Origin of the sequence: Streptomyces sp. GbtcB7 (assembly GCF_019091445.1) — a bacterium.
Classification (GTDB): domain Bacteria; phylum Actinomycetota; class Actinomycetes; order Streptomycetales; family Streptomycetaceae; genus Streptomyces; species Streptomyces mirabilis.
Window position 1 is genome coordinate 124,829 of sequence record NZ_JAGXJM010000025.1, and the last position, 14,858, is coordinate 139,686.

The 14,858-nt window shown below is 68.8% G+C and carries 16 protein-coding genes and 1 pseudogene; 9 read left to right on the plus strand and 8 right to left on the minus strand.

All coding sequences use genetic code 11. The annotated features are described in order from the left end of the window. Positions 1-21 precede the first annotated feature (21 nt). Positions 22-972, plus strand: a complete 951-nt coding sequence (locus KVT44_RS34990) for an SDR family NAD(P)-dependent oxidoreductase (protein ID WP_217571370.1) — start codon at positions 22-24, stop codon at positions 970-972. A 41-nt stretch (positions 973-1,013) separates the two neighbouring features. On the opposite strand, the gene sigJ is transcribed toward KVT44_RS34990, so the two are convergent. The 3 genes from sigJ to KVT44_RS35005 are packed head-to-tail and all read right to left on the minus strand — an operon-like array spanning position 1,014 to position 3,200. Beyond that, positions 1,014-1,946: an RNA polymerase sigma factor SigJ gene (sigJ, locus tag KVT44_RS34995; protein WP_308314194.1), complete on the minus strand. Its 933-nt coding sequence runs from the start codon at positions 1,944-1,946 to the stop codon at positions 1,014-1,016. Between the two features lie 7 nt (positions 1,947-1,953). Beyond that, positions 1,954-2,778, minus strand: a complete 825-nt coding sequence (locus KVT44_RS35000) for an SDR family oxidoreductase (RefSeq protein WP_254650306.1) — start codon at positions 2,776-2,778, stop codon at positions 1,954-1,956. Continuing rightward, complete coding sequence (locus tag KVT44_RS35005) at positions 2,775-3,200, minus strand: hypothetical protein (RefSeq protein WP_190171137.1); 426 nt, start codon at positions 3,198-3,200, stop codon at positions 2,775-2,777. Before KVT44_RS35005 ends, KVT44_RS35000 begins: the two co-directional genes overlap by 4 nt. Positions 3,201-3,565: 365 nt before the next feature. Between KVT44_RS35005 and KVT44_RS35010 the strand changes: the two genes are divergently transcribed. The 3 genes from KVT44_RS35010 (at position 3,566) to KVT44_RS35020 (ending at position 6,269) form a co-directional block, all read left to right on the plus strand. After that, positions 3,566-4,090 carry a hypothetical protein gene (locus KVT44_RS35010; RefSeq protein WP_099919004.1) on the plus strand — a complete coding sequence of 175 codons (525 nt, stop codon included), beginning with the start codon at positions 3,566-3,568 and terminating at the stop codon, positions 4,088-4,090. A 356-nt stretch (positions 4,091-4,446) separates the two neighbouring features. Further along, entirely contained in the window at positions 4,447-5,427 is a 981-nt protein-coding gene (locus KVT44_RS35015) for a polysaccharide lyase family 1 protein (protein WP_217571372.1), read from the plus strand. A gap of 35 nt (positions 5,428-5,462) precedes the next feature. Continuing rightward, positions 5,463-6,269, plus strand: a complete 807-nt coding sequence (locus KVT44_RS35020; RefSeq protein ID WP_217571373.1) for a pectate lyase — start codon at positions 5,463-5,465, stop codon at positions 6,267-6,269. Between the two features lie 62 nt (positions 6,270-6,331). Here the strand turns inward: KVT44_RS35020 and KVT44_RS58605 are convergent, their stop codons facing one another. Beyond that, positions 6,332-6,706 carry a Zn-ribbon domain-containing OB-fold protein gene (locus KVT44_RS58605; RefSeq protein WP_067362528.1) on the minus strand — a complete coding sequence of 125 codons (375 nt, stop codon included), beginning with the start codon at positions 6,704-6,706 and terminating at the stop codon, positions 6,332-6,334. A 191-nt stretch (positions 6,707-6,897) separates the two neighbouring features. Beyond that, entirely contained in the window at positions 6,898-7,572 is a 675-nt protein-coding gene (locus KVT44_RS35030) for a TetR family transcriptional regulator (protein ID WP_217571452.1), read from the minus strand. A gap of 451 nt (positions 7,573-8,023) precedes the next feature. Here KVT44_RS35030 and KVT44_RS35035 point away from each other — a divergent pair, with 451 nt between their 5' ends. Both KVT44_RS35035 and KVT44_RS35040 read left to right on the plus strand, forming a co-directional pair. After that, positions 8,024-8,965, plus strand: coding sequence for an LAETG motif-containing sortase-dependent surface protein (locus KVT44_RS35035; RefSeq protein WP_190171141.1), 942 nt, complete (start codon positions 8,024-8,026; stop codon positions 8,963-8,965). Between the two features lie 153 nt (positions 8,966-9,118). Then, positions 9,119-10,197: pseudogene (locus KVT44_RS35040) on the plus strand (enolase C-terminal domain-like protein). A gap of 30 nt (positions 10,198-10,227) precedes the next feature. Here KVT44_RS35040 and KVT44_RS35045 read toward each other — a convergent pair. Continuing rightward, positions 10,228-10,965, minus strand: a complete 738-nt coding sequence (locus KVT44_RS35045) for an SDR family oxidoreductase (protein WP_217571375.1) — start codon at positions 10,963-10,965, stop codon at positions 10,228-10,230. 93 nt (positions 10,966-11,058) lie between these two features. Here KVT44_RS35045 and KVT44_RS35050 point away from each other — a divergent pair, with 93 nt between their 5' ends. Next, positions 11,059-11,898: a LysR family transcriptional regulator gene (locus tag KVT44_RS35050; protein WP_217571376.1), complete on the plus strand. Its 840-nt coding sequence runs from the start codon at positions 11,059-11,061 to the stop codon at positions 11,896-11,898. 61 nt (positions 11,899-11,959) lie between these two features. Here the strand turns inward: KVT44_RS35050 and KVT44_RS35055 are convergent, their stop codons facing one another. Continuing rightward, positions 11,960-12,529, minus strand: a complete 570-nt coding sequence (locus KVT44_RS35055; RefSeq protein ID WP_217571377.1) for a GNAT family N-acetyltransferase — start codon at positions 12,527-12,529, stop codon at positions 11,960-11,962. Between the two features lie 62 nt (positions 12,530-12,591). Here KVT44_RS35055 and KVT44_RS60175 point away from each other — a divergent pair, with 62 nt between their 5' ends. Then, positions 12,592-12,714 (plus strand): hypothetical protein, encoded by a 123-nt coding sequence (locus KVT44_RS60175; protein WP_302832144.1) that lies wholly within the window; start codon positions 12,592-12,594, stop codon positions 12,712-12,714. Here KVT44_RS60175 and KVT44_RS35060 read toward each other — a convergent pair. Continuing rightward, a complete protein-coding gene (locus KVT44_RS35060) occupies positions 12,711-13,703 on the minus strand; it encodes a phospholipase D-like domain-containing protein (protein WP_190171144.1) in 993 nt (330 codons plus the stop codon). The genes KVT44_RS60175 and KVT44_RS35060 overlap by 4 nt on opposite strands. A gap of 332 nt (positions 13,704-14,035) precedes the next feature. Between KVT44_RS35060 and KVT44_RS35065 the strand changes: the two genes are divergently transcribed. Beyond that, a complete protein-coding gene (locus tag KVT44_RS35065) occupies positions 14,036-14,770 on the plus strand; it encodes a hypothetical protein (RefSeq protein ID WP_254650307.1) in 735 nt (244 codons plus the stop codon). Positions 14,771-14,858 lie beyond the last annotated feature (88 nt).

A 14,858-nucleotide genomic window follows, 5' to 3' on the forward strand; every position in this document is an offset into this window, starting at 1 on the left:
CCAGCACCAGGAGCCTGCCTCATGTCGTCCATGTCTCGTACCCGGCCATGGGACGTCCGTCGACTGCCGCGCGCCGACGGCAGCACCTTCCTGATCACCGGCGGCAACGCGGGCATCGGGTACTTCGTCGCCGAGCAGCTCGCCGGGACCGGGGCCACCGTCGTCCTGGGCAGCCGGGATCCGGCGAAGGCCGAAGCCGCCATGGGGTCGATCCGGTCCCGCGTCCGCGGTGCGCGGCTGCGCAGTCTCCGGTTGGACCTCGCCGATCTGGCATCGCTCAGGAGCTCGGTGGACTCGCTGGAGACGGAGTGCCTCGACGCGGTGGTCTGCAACGCCGGCGTGGCGCTGGACGAGCCGCCGCGACGGTGGACCGGGGACGGCAACGAGCTGATGTTCGGGACCAATCACCTCGGGCACTTCGCGCTGACCCGGTGGCTGGCGCCGCTGCTGTCGGCCGCACCGGCGGCCCGCGTCGTGACGGTCGGCAGTTTCGCGGCGCGGTCCGAGCGGCTGGACCTGGACGATCCGCAGTCCGGCAGGGACTACCGGCCGAAGCGCACCTACGGGCGTTCGAAGCTGGCGCAGATGACCTTCGGATTCGAGCTCGACCGCCGTCTGCGGGCGGCCGGCAGCCCGGTGCTGAGTGTGGTGGCTCATCCCGGCGGCGCACTGGACTCCCTGACCCCTTCCCGACCGCCGGTGCACGTGCGCGGTGCCGGTGAACGGCTGCGCGGCCTGCCTGCCGGCCTCCTCGTTCAGGGCAAGGAGGCCGGTGCGTGGCCTGCGGTGCGGGCCGTCCTCGACCCCGGGGTGGGAGGAGGGCAGTTGTGGGGGCCGACGGTCTTCGGCCTGCGCGGCGAGCCGCGGCTCGAACCTGTCCGGGACCACTTCGCCGACGCCCGGGTCGCGGCTCGGCTGTGGGACATCAGCCGCGACCTGACAGGCGTCGAGCCGAGTTTCGAGCCGCGGTAGACCCACGCGAGGGGGACCATCCGGCCGCACGGCTCCACTCCTCAGGGGGTTTCGTAGCCGGTCCAGGCATGGAGCTTGTCGGGGTTGATGACCATCCACACGTCGGTGACCAGACCGTCGTGGATGTCCAGGGCCACGACGGCGATCGTGGTACCGGCGATGCGGACGCTGACGCCGGGGGTGCCGTTGACGTCCTCCTCGACGAGTTCGACTCCGGGTTCGTTGCGCATGAGGCCGAGGAAGAGGCGGGCGACCTTGTCCCGGCCGATGACCGGGCGCAGGGCGGCGCGGACCCTGCCGCCTCCGTCGCTGCGTGACTCGACGGCGGGGTCGAGGAGCGCGACAAGCGTGTCGAGGTCGCCGGTCTGGCAGGCGTGGCGGAACGCGGTGACGATCTCCCGGTGCTCTTGTGCGGTGCTGCTGCCGGGACGTCGGTCGGCGATGCGCCGGCGGGCGGAGGAGGCGAGCTGGCGGCAGGCGGCGGGGGTGCGGCCCACGGTGTCGGCGATCTCGGTGAACGGCATGCCGAAGATGTCGTGGAGGACGAAGGCCACGCGCTCCGCGGGAGTGAACGAGTCCAGGACCACCAGCATGCCCATGCTGACCGACTCGTCGAGGGTGATCCGGTCGGCCGGATCGGCCCCGCCCTCATCGCCGGTGCTGGTCCACGTGGCACTGTGCCGGACGGGCTCGGGCAGCCACTCACCGGTGTAGTGCTCGCGGCGGACGCGGGCCGAGGTGAGGTGGTCGAGGCAGATCCGGGAGGCGACCCGCGTCAGCCAGGCCAACGGTGCGCCGATCGCCTGCTGTTCCTCCTCGGGCAGGCTGTACCAGCGGGCGTAGGTCTCCTGGACCACGTCCTCAGCGTCCTGCAGGGACCCGAGCATGCGGTAGCCGATGTTGAGCAGGCGGCGGCGTTCGGCCATGAGCGTGCCGAGGGTGGGGTCCTGGGCGGGTCCCGGGGGTGTGGACACGGGGTCGTCATCCTCCCTGGCGGGCGTGGTGAGGGGTGCGGAGGGTGAGCCATTCGTCGAAGGTCTGGCTGCCGCGGGGGCCGGGGCCGGCGGGAAGCAGGCCGCCGCCGGTCATGGCCGTGCCGGTGGCACCGGGCATTTTCACGGGCAGCAGCAGCCGGTGCTGGTGGCGGGCCCGCAGCAGCCGGCCCGTCATGTCGACGAGCTGTTCGACACGGGGGCCGGCCAGTTCGGGCGCCATGCCCTGCGCCGGGGCGGAGGTGAGCTGTACGAGGTGGTGGGCGACCTCACGGGCGGCGACGGGCTGGGTCCGCATCCGGGGTACCACCGCGAGTGGTCCAGGGACGCGGTCGAGGGTCTGCCGGGCGAACTCGTGGAACTGGGTGGCGCGCAGCACCGTCCACGGCGTCCGCCCGCTCTTGAGCACGCTTTCCTGGCGCAGTTTTCCCTGGTAGTAGCCGAGGCCGACCCGGTCGATCCCGACGATCGACAGCAGGACGTGGTGGCGAACCCCAGCCTGTTCACCGGCGTCCTGGAGGGTGTGGGCGACGCGGTCGAAGAACGCGATGGCTTTCTTGCCGCTCGTGGTCGTCACGTTGGTGACGTCGACGACCGCGTCCACGCCGGCCAGGGCCCCGTCGAGTCCGGTGCCGGTCACGAGGTCCACGCCCGTGGATCGGGCCAGTACCACCGGGTGGTGCCCGGCCGCCGTCAGCTCCTCGACCACATGCCGTCCCACCAGTCCGGTTCCGCCTGCCACCGCCACCCGCATGCCGGGCTCCTCCTTCGCGCTCACGCTGCCTGTGTCGCCGTTGTCGCCGTTGTGGGTCATCGTGTGCGGTCCTGTCGTGCGGGGAGGGCGGGGAGCAGCAACAGGGCCGCGAGCAGGATGAGTGCGGCGAGGAAGACTACGTTGAGGATCTGGTCACGTGTGTTGTACATGTCGAGGTGCTGGACGTGGTAGCTGAAGTGCAGCACGTTGAAGAGCAACCACACGGCACCTGTCGTCTGGACCAGCCGGGTGTTGTGTACGGAGCGCAGGGCGATGACGGTCAGGACGGCCAGGGCCAGGAACATGGCTCCGGCGTCCTTGGCGAGGTGTTCGTTGTAGGGGCCCAGCTGGGGCAGCCAGCTCAGTCCGAGGCCGGGGAAATTCGCGTACCAGCTCGTCGGGGAGCAGTAGGCCCAGGCGCCTGTGTACAGCCCGGTCACGGCCAGGAGGCCGAGACTGGCGTACCTGATTTTCGAGTTCATACCTCTATGACGAGACAGCCTCCTCGAATGTGAGGCGGGTTGCCCCGACCGTGTGAGGCCGGCCGGTGCCGACCGCCCAGGCCATGGTCCCGCCATCCGCACGGTGCCGAACTTCGACGCCTGCCGCCACACGCCTCCTCGGTCGGGAGGCGTCCGGAGTGGCGGGGCCCGCCGTTCGGTCGTTCCGCGTTGAACAACCAAGCCGAGGCCATGACTTCGTCCGATGCTGTCAGGCCACGGACAAACCTTCAATCAAGCGTCTCCCGGTCCGGTCAAAGGGTCTACCCGCATAGACGCTCCTGGTGCTGTCATGCGCACGACCGCCCGGAAACTCCTGCCGGGCACCACATCGGGAGACCCCCACGATGTCGCGCATATCCCGCCCCCTCGTCACCTCCCTGTCCGCCCTCGCCCTCGCCGCCGCCGGCCTCACCGTCGCCACCGGCAGCGCCCACGCCGCGACGTGCAGCCAGGCGTACCTCCCCCTGCCGGACCCCAGCTGCCAGCCCGGCGACCTCAACCCGGACGTCACCCAGTCCACCATCGACTCCACGATCTGTGTCTCCGGTTGGACCGCGACCGTACGGCCCTCCAGCTCGTACACCACCGCCCTGAAGAAGAAGCAGATCGTCGAGTACGGCTACACCGACACGAGCACCTCGGACTACGAGGAAGACCACTTCGTGCCCCTGGAGCTCGGCGGCGCCCCGAAGAGTGAGCTCAACCTCTGGCCCGAGCCGCAGTACGGCACCAAGACCGCGGCCAACAAGGACACCGTCGAGAACAAGCTCAAGAAGGCCGTCTGTGCGGGTACGGTCTCGCTCTCCGACGCCCAGGACGCCATCATCAACGACTGGACCACCGCCCTCTCCGACCTCGGCCTCAGCTGACGCGCCATCCGTCGCGACGCGGCCGAACAACCTCGCCGGGCCCGATCCCTCCGCGGATCGGGCCCGGCTTCCTTGTGTCCACCGACCTGGCGGGGCAAGGGAGTTGACCGGATGTGTTCTGCGCGAAGCGTTGACTAGAAAGCGCTTGCCCCTTACGTTTCCCGTTCAGCAGCCTGACCCGCGCCTGGCATCTCAAATGCGAGACATCAGATCTCCGAGCCGCATCACCTGGGAATGTGCGCACTCCCTGGCACTGATGATTCTCGCTGTAGGTGCCATGGGTGCCTCATGTTGTTCGCCATGGTGCACATCGTTTGCGTATATGACAAACGGCACTCCCGAAGGGACGCACCCGCATGCGTACTCGCCCCCCACGGACACGCACGCGCAGACTGGCCCTGGCCACGGCTGCCGCTGCCGCACTGGCCGTCACCACCGCTCTCGTCCTCCCGTCGTCCGCCTCGGCCGCCGACACCTCGCCGGTCGGCTTCGGTGCCGGGACCACCGGCGGCGGGGGAGTAGTCGCCGTCACGGTCTCGACCCTCGACGCGTTCAAGGCGGCCGTCACCGGCGACATGGCCAAGGTGGTGCGCGTGAACGGTCTGATCACGCTCGGTGGCCAGGTCGACATCGGCTCCAACACCACCGTTCTCGGCGTGGGTTCGGCGTCCGGCTTCACCGGCGGCGGACTGCGGCTGAAGAAGGTGACCAACGTCGTCGTCCGCAACCTGAACATCAGCAAGCCGCTCAAGCCGGCCGACGGCATCACCGTGCAGGCGTCGACGAAGGTGTGGATCGACCACAACGCCTTCTCGTCCGACCGTGACCACGGGAAGGACTACTACGACGGTCTGCTCGACATCAATCACGGCTCCGACCACGTCACCGTGTCCTGGAACACCTTCAAGGACCACTACAAGGGCTCGCTCGTCGGCCACAGCGACAACAACGCGAGCGAGGACACCGGGCATCTGAGGGTGACGTACCACCACAACTGGTTCGACAACGTCAACTCCCGCATCCCCAGCCTGCGCTTCGGCACCGGCCACTTCTACGACAACTACGTCGTCGGGGCCGACACCGCCGTGCACTCCCGCATGGGCGCCGAGATGCTCGTCGAGAACAACGTCTTCCGCACCACGACGGTCGCCGTCACGACCAACCGTGACAGCGACGTCGACGGATACGCCAACCTGCGCGGCAACGACCTCGGGGGAGCCGCCACCGAGATCTCGCAGGTGGGCACCTTCACCACCCCGCCCTACACCTACACCGCCGAGCCCGCCTCGAGTGTCGTCGCCTCGGTGACGTCCGGCGCGGGCGCCGGAAAGCTCTGACCGCCCCCCCGTTCGTTCAGAAGGAGGAAACGGACATGACCTCATCAGCACGCCCGCGCGCCCGACGGCGCGCCCTCACCGGCTCCCTGGCCGCAGTCGGCCTGTCCGCTGTCATGATCATGGCAGAGGGTGGCCTGTCTCCGGCGAGTGCCGCCACCTGGCCCACCGCGAACGGCAGTCAGGCCGTCTCCGCCACCATCTCGGTCTCCGGTACCAAGGACTACGGGATGAAGCGGCTCTACGGCACCGGTGACCTGGGCTCCGGCAGCCAGGACGAGGACCAGGGGCCGATCCTGGAGCTGGCCGCCGGCACCGTTCTGAAGAACGTCATCATCGGCGCCCCCGCCGCGGACGGCATCCACTGCCTGGGCAGCTGCACGCTGCAGAACGTCTGGTGGGAGGACGTCGGCGAGGACGCGGCGACGTTCCTGGGCTCCTCGTCGTCCAACGTCTACACCGTCTCGGGCGGCGGCGCGAAGGAAGCCAGCGACAAGGTGTTCCAGTTCAACGGCGCCGGAACGCTGAACGTCTCGAACTTCGCGGTGCAGACCTTCGGCACGTTCGTCCGCTCGTGCGGCAACTGCAAGACGCAGTACAAGCGGGCCGTCAACCTCAACGGGATCGAGGCCACCTACAAGGGAAGCAAGCTCGTCGGCATCAACACCAACTACGGCGACAGCGCGACCCTCAAGGCCATCAAGATCGTCGGGGATTCCAGCAAGAAGATCATTCCCTGCCAGAAGTACATCGGCAACAACACGGGGGCCGAACCGACCACGAACGGGACCGGCCCCGACAGCACCTACTGCAAGTACGCGACGTCCGACATCACGTACGGCTGAGGGTTCTCTCCCGGTGGCTGGGCGAACCGGCGGCGCGCGCCGATTCGCCCAGCCACCCCATGTCAACTCCAGCCGCGATAGGGACCGTCGATGAGTTGGAACACCGGTTGGCTGCGCACCGGGTCCTGGGCGGTGGAGAGTTGGACCCGGTCGCCGCTGTGGACGTCGGCGGGCGCGCCCATCACCCGGCCACGCACGGTGAACCCCTCCGCCATCTCGATGAGGGAGACGTTCCGAGCCGCCGGGGTGTTGCGGTGGACGATGGTGGAGTGGCGTACGACGCCGGCCCCCGCGCTCGTCTCCGTTCGCAGGTCGCTGCCCGCGCAGACCGGGCAGAGAAGTCGGTGGTACATCGCCGTCCCGCACCAGCGGCACCGCTGGAAGAGGAGAGCATCCGAGGTCGACGTCCCGTTCGGCGCGGAGTCGCTGCCGAGTATGTCCGTCGCGGGTCCGACGCCCGGATGAAGGGCGATTCCTGAGGGGTACACGATGTCATCTCCCTGTCCCTGCACTGGGCCGGAGTCTGAGGTGCCCGGAACGCCGCGCACGAGCCACAGAGTATGGCACTGAGTGCCACTCGTAAAGGCACTCGGTACCCTCATATGAGGAAGCGGGTGTGATTCGCCGTTCACTCCCGGCCGAGCGCGGACTCGATCTCTCGTACGACGCGCCACATCGGTGCCCCGCGCCGGGAGATCACGACGACCACGTCCTCCTGCTCCTCGCGCGGCGCGCCACCGTCTCCGGGGGAGCCGCCGAACGAGGCCTGTACGTATCCCAGCGCGTGGTCCACGGCCGTGTCGGGATCGCTCTGTCCGTCCGAACGCAGCCAGGAGCGCAGGGCGTTGTTGTGCGCGGCGACCACCGCCGCGGCGATGACGTCGGCCTGCAGGGTGCCGTCGGGGCGGCCGGCGAAGCGGCCGCGCAGATACTCCGCGAGCGCGCGCTCGTAACGCCAGACGACCGACAGCTCGTACGCGCGCAGGCCGGGGACCTTCTTGGTGAGGCGGTAGCGCTGCACGGAGAAGGTCGGGTTCTCGGCGTACATGCGCAGCACCAGCCGGGCGGCGTCACACACCCTGCGTACCGGCTCCTCCTCGCCGGTGCCGGCGCCCAGGAACGCCGTCATGTCGGTCAGGCAGCGCTCGTGGTCCGGGAAGACCACGTCCTCCTTGGAGGGGAAGTAGCGGAAGAAGGACCGCCGGCCGACACCGGCGAGCGTGACGATGTCGTCGACCGTGGTCTGCTCGTACCCGCGCTCCAGGAACAGCTGGAAGGCCGCCGCGACCAGCGCGTCCCGCATGGGCGGCTTCGCCGTCGTCGTGTCCGCGGTGTCGCCGCCACGGGGTTCCTCGCTCATGGACGGAACCTAGCATCGCGCGGAACGTGTGGCACTCAGTGCACATGATCGAGGGAACTGAGTGCCCCCCGGTGAAGGTGCTGGTCGATCGCATGCCCCGTCGGCGTCGGCGTCGGCGCTCGGCCTGACGCGGGCGACTGCGGACCGGCCGCCGTCGAGCCGTCGCGGAATCGCTGATTCCCTGTGCGTCGGAAATGTGGCGGCACGTGAACTCATTGTGTTTTCAAGGAGGTTGACAGCCCCTGCAGGGTGATCGACTATGTGGTCGAGCTGTGGCCCATGTGACCAATGGGCCCAGTGTTTCTTCGACCACTCATCCCCGGTGCGGCCCCCGGCTGCTTTGTGCTGCCCTGCCGCCGACGACCGGGTCTTGGATCATCAAGATGGGATCTGCATGTCCATAGCGAGACGTGTCACCCTTCGCTGCCTGCTGGGGACGGGCGCGGCGGCCCTCGCCCTCTCCGCGGCCACCACCAGCGCCTGGGCCACGGGCACCCCCGGCGGAGACGGCTGGGACAGCGGCAACAGCGCCTACAAGCCCGGCCAGGGCGCCGGTACGGTGACCGCGGCGGATCGCTGCGAGTTCTCCCTGGACGGGACGAACTTCTACGACTGGGTCCGCGTCGACGACCAGAACCTGAAGCCCACCGAAGACGGCAAGGTGCACATCAAGGTGCGCGCGGCGGGCGACGCCGGGTCCTGCACCGCTTCCCTCGCGGCGTACCGCACCCACGGGGCCACCTTCAAGACCTCCGGTGAGCAGGTCTTCCACGACTTCGACAGCGTCAAGGTCAAGCCGGGCGAGACCGACTCCCTCGACATCGCGGTGCCCGACGCCGGCTGTTACGCGCAGATCGACCTCTACCGCGGCGCCGTGAAGTTCGACGGCAAGTTCGACGCCAACGACGGCTTCGAGCACGGCGACCTGCCCAAGGGGCCGGACCGGGCGGTCATCAAGGACAAGCTGATCATGGCGTGGAACGGCGGCAAGAAGGACTGCACGGCGCAGCCGCCGAGCACGCCCGAGACCACGCCTCCGGCCTCGACTCCGCCGGCCTCCACGCCGCCCGCGGAGACCCCCGGCAGCCCGACCCCGACGACGCCCGACGAGCCGTCGACCCCGGAGACGACGCCGGCCACCCCGTCGGCCTCCGACTCGACCACGCCGCCGGCTCCCTCGCCGAACGGCGGCCAGTCGACGCCGCCCGGCGACCTCGCGGAGACGGGCGGTGGCAACACCCTGCCGATCGCCGCCGGCGCCGCGGCCCTGGTCGTGGCCGGTGGAGCGATCACCGTCGTCACCCGGCGTCGACGCTCGACGCGCACCAGCTCGTGACGTCTGTCGTCGGGCGTCTGACGGGTGTTTTTGAAATCTGAAATCTGAAATCTGTCGTCTGACATCTGAAGCATCGGATCGCGACGACTCTTCGACGGGCCCCGGCACTCACCGAGTACGTGAGCGCCGGGGCCTGTTGCGTGATTCAGATTGATGAAGCGAGCTCACGGACATGAAATCGCCTTCAGCGATCCGCCGCTCCTCAACTCCAGCGGAGTGCACGAGCCCCTCGCGCTGTGCTGTGTCCTGCGACTCGTCCCGGAGGACGGCACCGTGGGCCTGGGCGAGACCCCCGGCGGCGCTGACCGGCTCGAACGTCTGCCGGCCGCCGGGAAGGTGATCGTCGGCATGGACGTCTTCGACACCACGGCCGTCGCCGCCATCGACGCCACCCTGCTGCCCACCGTGCCCGGCTCCCACGCGCGTGGCAGGATCACCTCCGCCGTGGAGGTGGCCTGTCTCGACGCGCAGGGCAGGCTCACCGGACGCCCCGTCAGCGATCTGCTGGGGCGGCAGGGTCCGCGACTCCGTGCCCTTCGCCGCGTACCTCTTCTACAAATGGGCCGAACACCCGGCACTCGACGGCCGCCCGGCGATCGGCGACGGCTGGGGCGAGGCCCTCGGCCCTCGCCGAGGCCTTCCCCGGCAGCCCGCTCCGCCTGGACCCCAACACGGCCTGGACCGTGGAGACCTCGCGGTACGTGGCACGCGAACTGGAGGGCGTGGTCGAGTACTTGGAGGACCCCACCTCCACCCCCGCCACCAACATGTGCGTGATCGCCTGGGAACACCTGCGCCCGGCCGTGGAACAGAACGCGATCACGGTCCTCCTCACCGATCACCACTACTGGGGCGGGTTGCGCCGCACCCGTGAACTCGCCGCCGTCTGCGAGGCGTTCGGCATCGGACTCTCGATGCACTCCAACTCCCACCTCGGCATCAGCCTCGCCGTGATGACCCACGTGGCCGCGGCCCTCCCGAACCTCGACCACTCCTGCGACACCCACTACCCGTGGAACTCCGCGGACGACGTGATCGTCCCCGGCCCGCTGGAGCTGCGGGACGGTGCGGTCCAGGTCCCCACCGGTCCCGGCCTCGGCGTCGAACTGGACCACGACGCCCTGGAGCGCCTCCACCGCCGCTACCTCGACTCGGGCCTGCGCGGCCGCGACGACACCGGCTACATGCGGCGATTCCATCCCGAGTACGCGCTGCGACTTCCACGCTGGTGATCCGGAGGCCGTGGACAACACATCAGAGGATCACCACGGTACGACTCCCTTGTCGTCGAACAGCTGGCCGGTAGGGCCGTCGTCGGGCAGAGCCGCCAACCGGATGGCGATCACCGCGCCCTGCCCAGGGGTCTGAGTACCGCTGAACCCATTGAGGTCGGTGGCCACGTACCCGGGGCAGGCGTTGTTGATCAAGATGTTGGTGTCGCTCAACTCCTTGGCGTACTGGATGGTGACGGCGTTGAGGTAGGTCTTCGTCGGCGCGTACGCCCCGCTGATGCCTCCGAGGTCGACACCGGGCGTGGTCTGCAGAGCCAGAGAGCCGACATGGCTGGACTGGTTGACGATCCGCGGGTGCGCCGAGTGGCGCAGCAACGGCAGCATCGCGTTGGTGACCCGGATGACTCCGATGACGTTGGTCTCCACCAGCCGCCGCGCGGTCTCGAGGTCGATCGTTGTGGGCTCCTCCGGCCAACCGCCCGCAACGCCTGCGTTGTTGACCAGCACGTCAAGGCGTCCCGCGCGCTCCTCGATCAACTGCGCCGCGGCGGTCACGCTTTCGTCGTCCGTCACGTCCAGGGGAACGCCGAACGCGTCGGCACCCGTCGCGCGCAGTTTCGCCACGGCGTCCTTCCCGCGCTGCCCGTCCCGAGCGCCGACACCGACGCTCCAGCCCAATGCGCCCAGCCCGGCCGCGATCTCGTACCCGATTCCCTTGTTCGCGCCGGTGACCAGCGCGATCGTCTTCTCACTCATGACAGCGAGCATGGCTGCGCTTCGACCAGGCACCAACACCATCTCGGTCATGCAGCGATACCTGAGCGACATCGATCGACCGTGCGCCGGAGTTAGTGTGAACGGATGGAGATACGCGAGTTGCGGTACTTCGTCGCCATCGCCGAGGAACTGCACTTCGGGAAGGCCGCTCAGCGTCTGGAGATGGCTCAACCGCCCCTGTCCCGCACGATCTCCCGGCTCGAACGACAGCTCGGGGTCACGCTGCTGGAGCGCACCAGCCGCAAGGTCACGCTCACCGAAGCCGGGGCCGTGCTGCTGTCCGAGGGGCGTGCGATCCTCAGCGCGGTAGCCGCGGCTGAGCGGCGTACCCAGCAGGCTGCGCAAAGGCGTCCCCGCCTCGTCCTCGCCGTCAAGTCCGGCACCGCCGGCGAGTTGTTGGCCAAACTGCTCGATGCCTACCGTACGGAGCCCGGCGCGGCCACCGTCGATCTGCTGCTCTGTGAGGCGCATCAGCATCAGAAACTGCTGCAGGACGGGCAGGCCGACGTGGCTCTGCTGCACTTGCCCTTCGATTCGACGGTCGGACTCGACACCGAAACCCTCTACACCGAGGGACAGGTGGCGATCCTGCCCAGCTCGCACTCACTTGCCGGCCGCTCTCAGATCCGGATGGCCGAGGTCACCGCACTGCCGGAACTCCCGATGGCACGCTGGCCCGGTCCTGGCGGCAACTACCCGGAGGGACCAGGGGCAGAGGTATGGAACCTGACACAGCTCTTCCAGCTGATCGCGCTCGGCCGTACCACCGTGATCACGCCCGAGTCCGCCGGCACCGACCTGCGCCGGGATCTCGCCGCCGTGCCGGTCCTGGATGCTCCGCCCGTGACAACGGTGATCGCCTGGCCGTCGCAGAGCCGACTTCGCGCGGTCGCCGACCTGATCCGCGTAGCGACACGTCTTTGACCGGCTGTTCTCCCCATGGGGGAGCCGTCATCAGCAGTGCGAGGGTGGCTGCCCTGCTGGGTCAGCGATCGCGCTCCCGTACGTGCAGGTGACCGGCGAGGGGGTAGGCGGGCGGTGCCGCGGGCAGGTGCGTGATCAGTTCGTACCCGCTCTTCTGCGCGACGCGGCATGACGCCGTGTTGTCCACTTGGTGCAAGAGTTCAAGGCGCTTCGGTCCGCCATCGGGGAAGGCGGTGAAGGCCCAGTACGTCAGCGCCCGCAGTGCTCGGGGCGCCACTCCCCGGCCGCGCGCATGCGCAGCGGTCCAGTAGCCGACCTCGGCGGACGAAGCGCCCGGGGTGACGTTCTTGAGGATCACGTGACCCGCCAACTGTCCCTCTACGCCCGCGGCTTGGGATTCCATGATGGCAAATCCGAAGCGGTCTCCCGCCTCCCATCCCCGCTGCTGGTCCTGAATCCACCGTGCCGCGCTCGCCTCGTCGTTCACGTTTGAGCTCGCCCATCGGCGCAGGGCGTCATCCTGATCCAGCTCAGCCAGGTCGGCAGCGTCTGTCGGGCTCCAGGGACGCAGTATGAGAGCGGGGGCTGACGGTGTGGCGTCCGCCTCCAGCCGTACATCGATCTTGTCCATCGGTCGAGAGTACGTGGCCGCGGTGGCCTTCGGCGCTACGTCTGGCTGTACAGCAGCCACCGGTGCAGCTCGGCGTCATCGCGGCGGCCGTGGGCGTCTGCGCCGCATACGACGGCGAGCTGCGGCCCTGCTGGTCGCAGTACGCGACGCGTCGCTGCGACCAGCGCTCTCCCGGCGGGTTCTAGGCGGTGGTGCCGCCCGAGTAGTCGCTGTTGAAGGTGGTCTCGATGGTGGTGGCAACGGCTTGGGCCACGCCGGTGCCCGTGAGGATGATGCCCAGTTCCCGGTTGTTGCTCAGCGAGTTGCTGCTGATGTTCATGGAACCCGCTTCCACCTTCTGGGTGGACAGGCCGTAGTCGGCGACCATCGCCTTGGCGTGGATGTAGAAGCCGTTGGGGTCGGAGTATCCGACGACGGTGCCACCGGCCGCCTTGATCGCGGACACCTCGCTGGAGTAGCTGGAGGGGCTCTCCAGGACCAGCCGTACGGCGACGCCCGCCTGCGCCCTGGCCACGATGGCGTTGACCACCGAGCTGTCGCTGAGTTCCAGTTCCTCGACGTCGAGCGTCGTGGTGGCGCCGTTGATCAGGGACAGCAGGCGGTTGCGGGAGTCGGTGGGGGACCAGAGCAGATGATCGCCGTCGGTCGGGGTGATCGCGCTGCCCGTGTAGTCCGCGTTGAAGACCTTCTCGATCGAGGCGACATCGCGGCTGTCGTCGTCGAACACGCCGTAGTCACGGCCGGTCGGGTAGTACTGGGAGGTGAGGTTGCCGGTGAGGATCAGCGACTTGGCGCCGTCCACCGTGACGGTCTTCTGGTGGGTGTAGACGAAGGTGGACGAGGACCAGACCACGCCCGCGCCCGCGCTCGTCAGGGCGTTGTACGCCGACTGGTTGGCGGACTTGTGCGCGCCGTCCAGGATCACCCGTACCGTGACGCCCTTGTTCTCCAGGGCTATGAGGTCGTTGACGGCGGTGGTGTCCTCCAGCTCGTACATGGTCATGTCGAGGGAGCTGGTGGCCGAGTCGATGAAGTCGTAGATGGTCGGCTGGCTGCTGCTCTGCGAGAAGGCGAACGCGGAGTAGCTTGCGGCGTTCGCGGGGACGGCGGTGGCGAGCACGGCGGCGCCGGCGGCCAGCGTGACACCCGCGCGGCCGAGGACCTTCCACAACATGCGTGGCTCCTAGTCGAGTTGATGCCCACCCGGGGGTCGGTGGGCACGTGCATGACAGCACGCGCGTAGAACGGTGAGGAAGGGAAGCTCGGTGAACGCGGAGTTACCGGCCGGCCGTGCATACGGACAAAGGGGACTTCATGCAGGTGGGAAGCGGTTCATGCGATCCTCGCGCGATCGCAAAATCTTCGTACGCGCAGTGTTCGGGGCGGGCCCGAACCGGCCGACGCCGGCGGCTGACCGAAAAGGACTCCGTAATTCGAGCGCACGGACACAGTCGTAGTCCCCTCGCGGCCTAGTCGCTACGCTCCCTGCAGGGAACGGGTGTGCGGATGGGGGACGGCGATGGAGTACCGGAGACGGGTGCGCCTGCGCTGCGGCACCTTGACCACCGGGCTGTTAACCGGGCTGATATTGGCGGGCTGTTCGGGAGCGGGCGGTGGCGAGGCCGCCGAGCCCCCCGGTTCCAAGAACGCGACCGCGAGCAGCGGCACACGCTCCAGCCCGGCTCCGAGCCCCAGCGCCACAGGCCTGGACTCACCCCCGATCCCGGCCGCGCGCCGAAGACCCGCGCAGAGGCCGAACGCCTGGCCCGCGCCGTCGCGGCGGCCCCCGTCAACTGGGGCCCCGGCTTCGTGAAGCGCGATCCGTACGAGAGCGACCCCGGCTTCTGGCCCGTGCTCGACGCGAACTGCGTCTGGCAGCGCGATCCACTGCCCGCGACGGTACTCACCACCCTCACCCGCTACAGCGAACTGCCCACGCAGGACGGCAAGGGCCCGATCCGCGTCGCCGCCGTCGTCACCGTGCACCGCTCCGCGAAGGACGCCGACCGGGAGATGGCCGAGAACCTCGAAGAGGCGCTGCGCTGCCCCGACCAGCAGCTCCGCCAGGGCGAGCGGATCACCGGACTGCTCTCCCAGGGGTCGGCCTTCGGTCTGCTGGGCAATTCCACCGCCGAGGACACACTCACCGAGGGCGGCCAGTACTACAGCGACGAACTCGGCGGCCCCTATTACTACTACTGGATGCAGAGCCGTCTGGGCCAGGTCACCGTGGCCGTCTAGGCAGGGGTTCCAAGGGCCGGTCGGGGAAAGAGGTCGATGCCGCGCTGCAGCAGGGAGTGGGGCAGATGCTGAGTCTCACCGAGAGCGA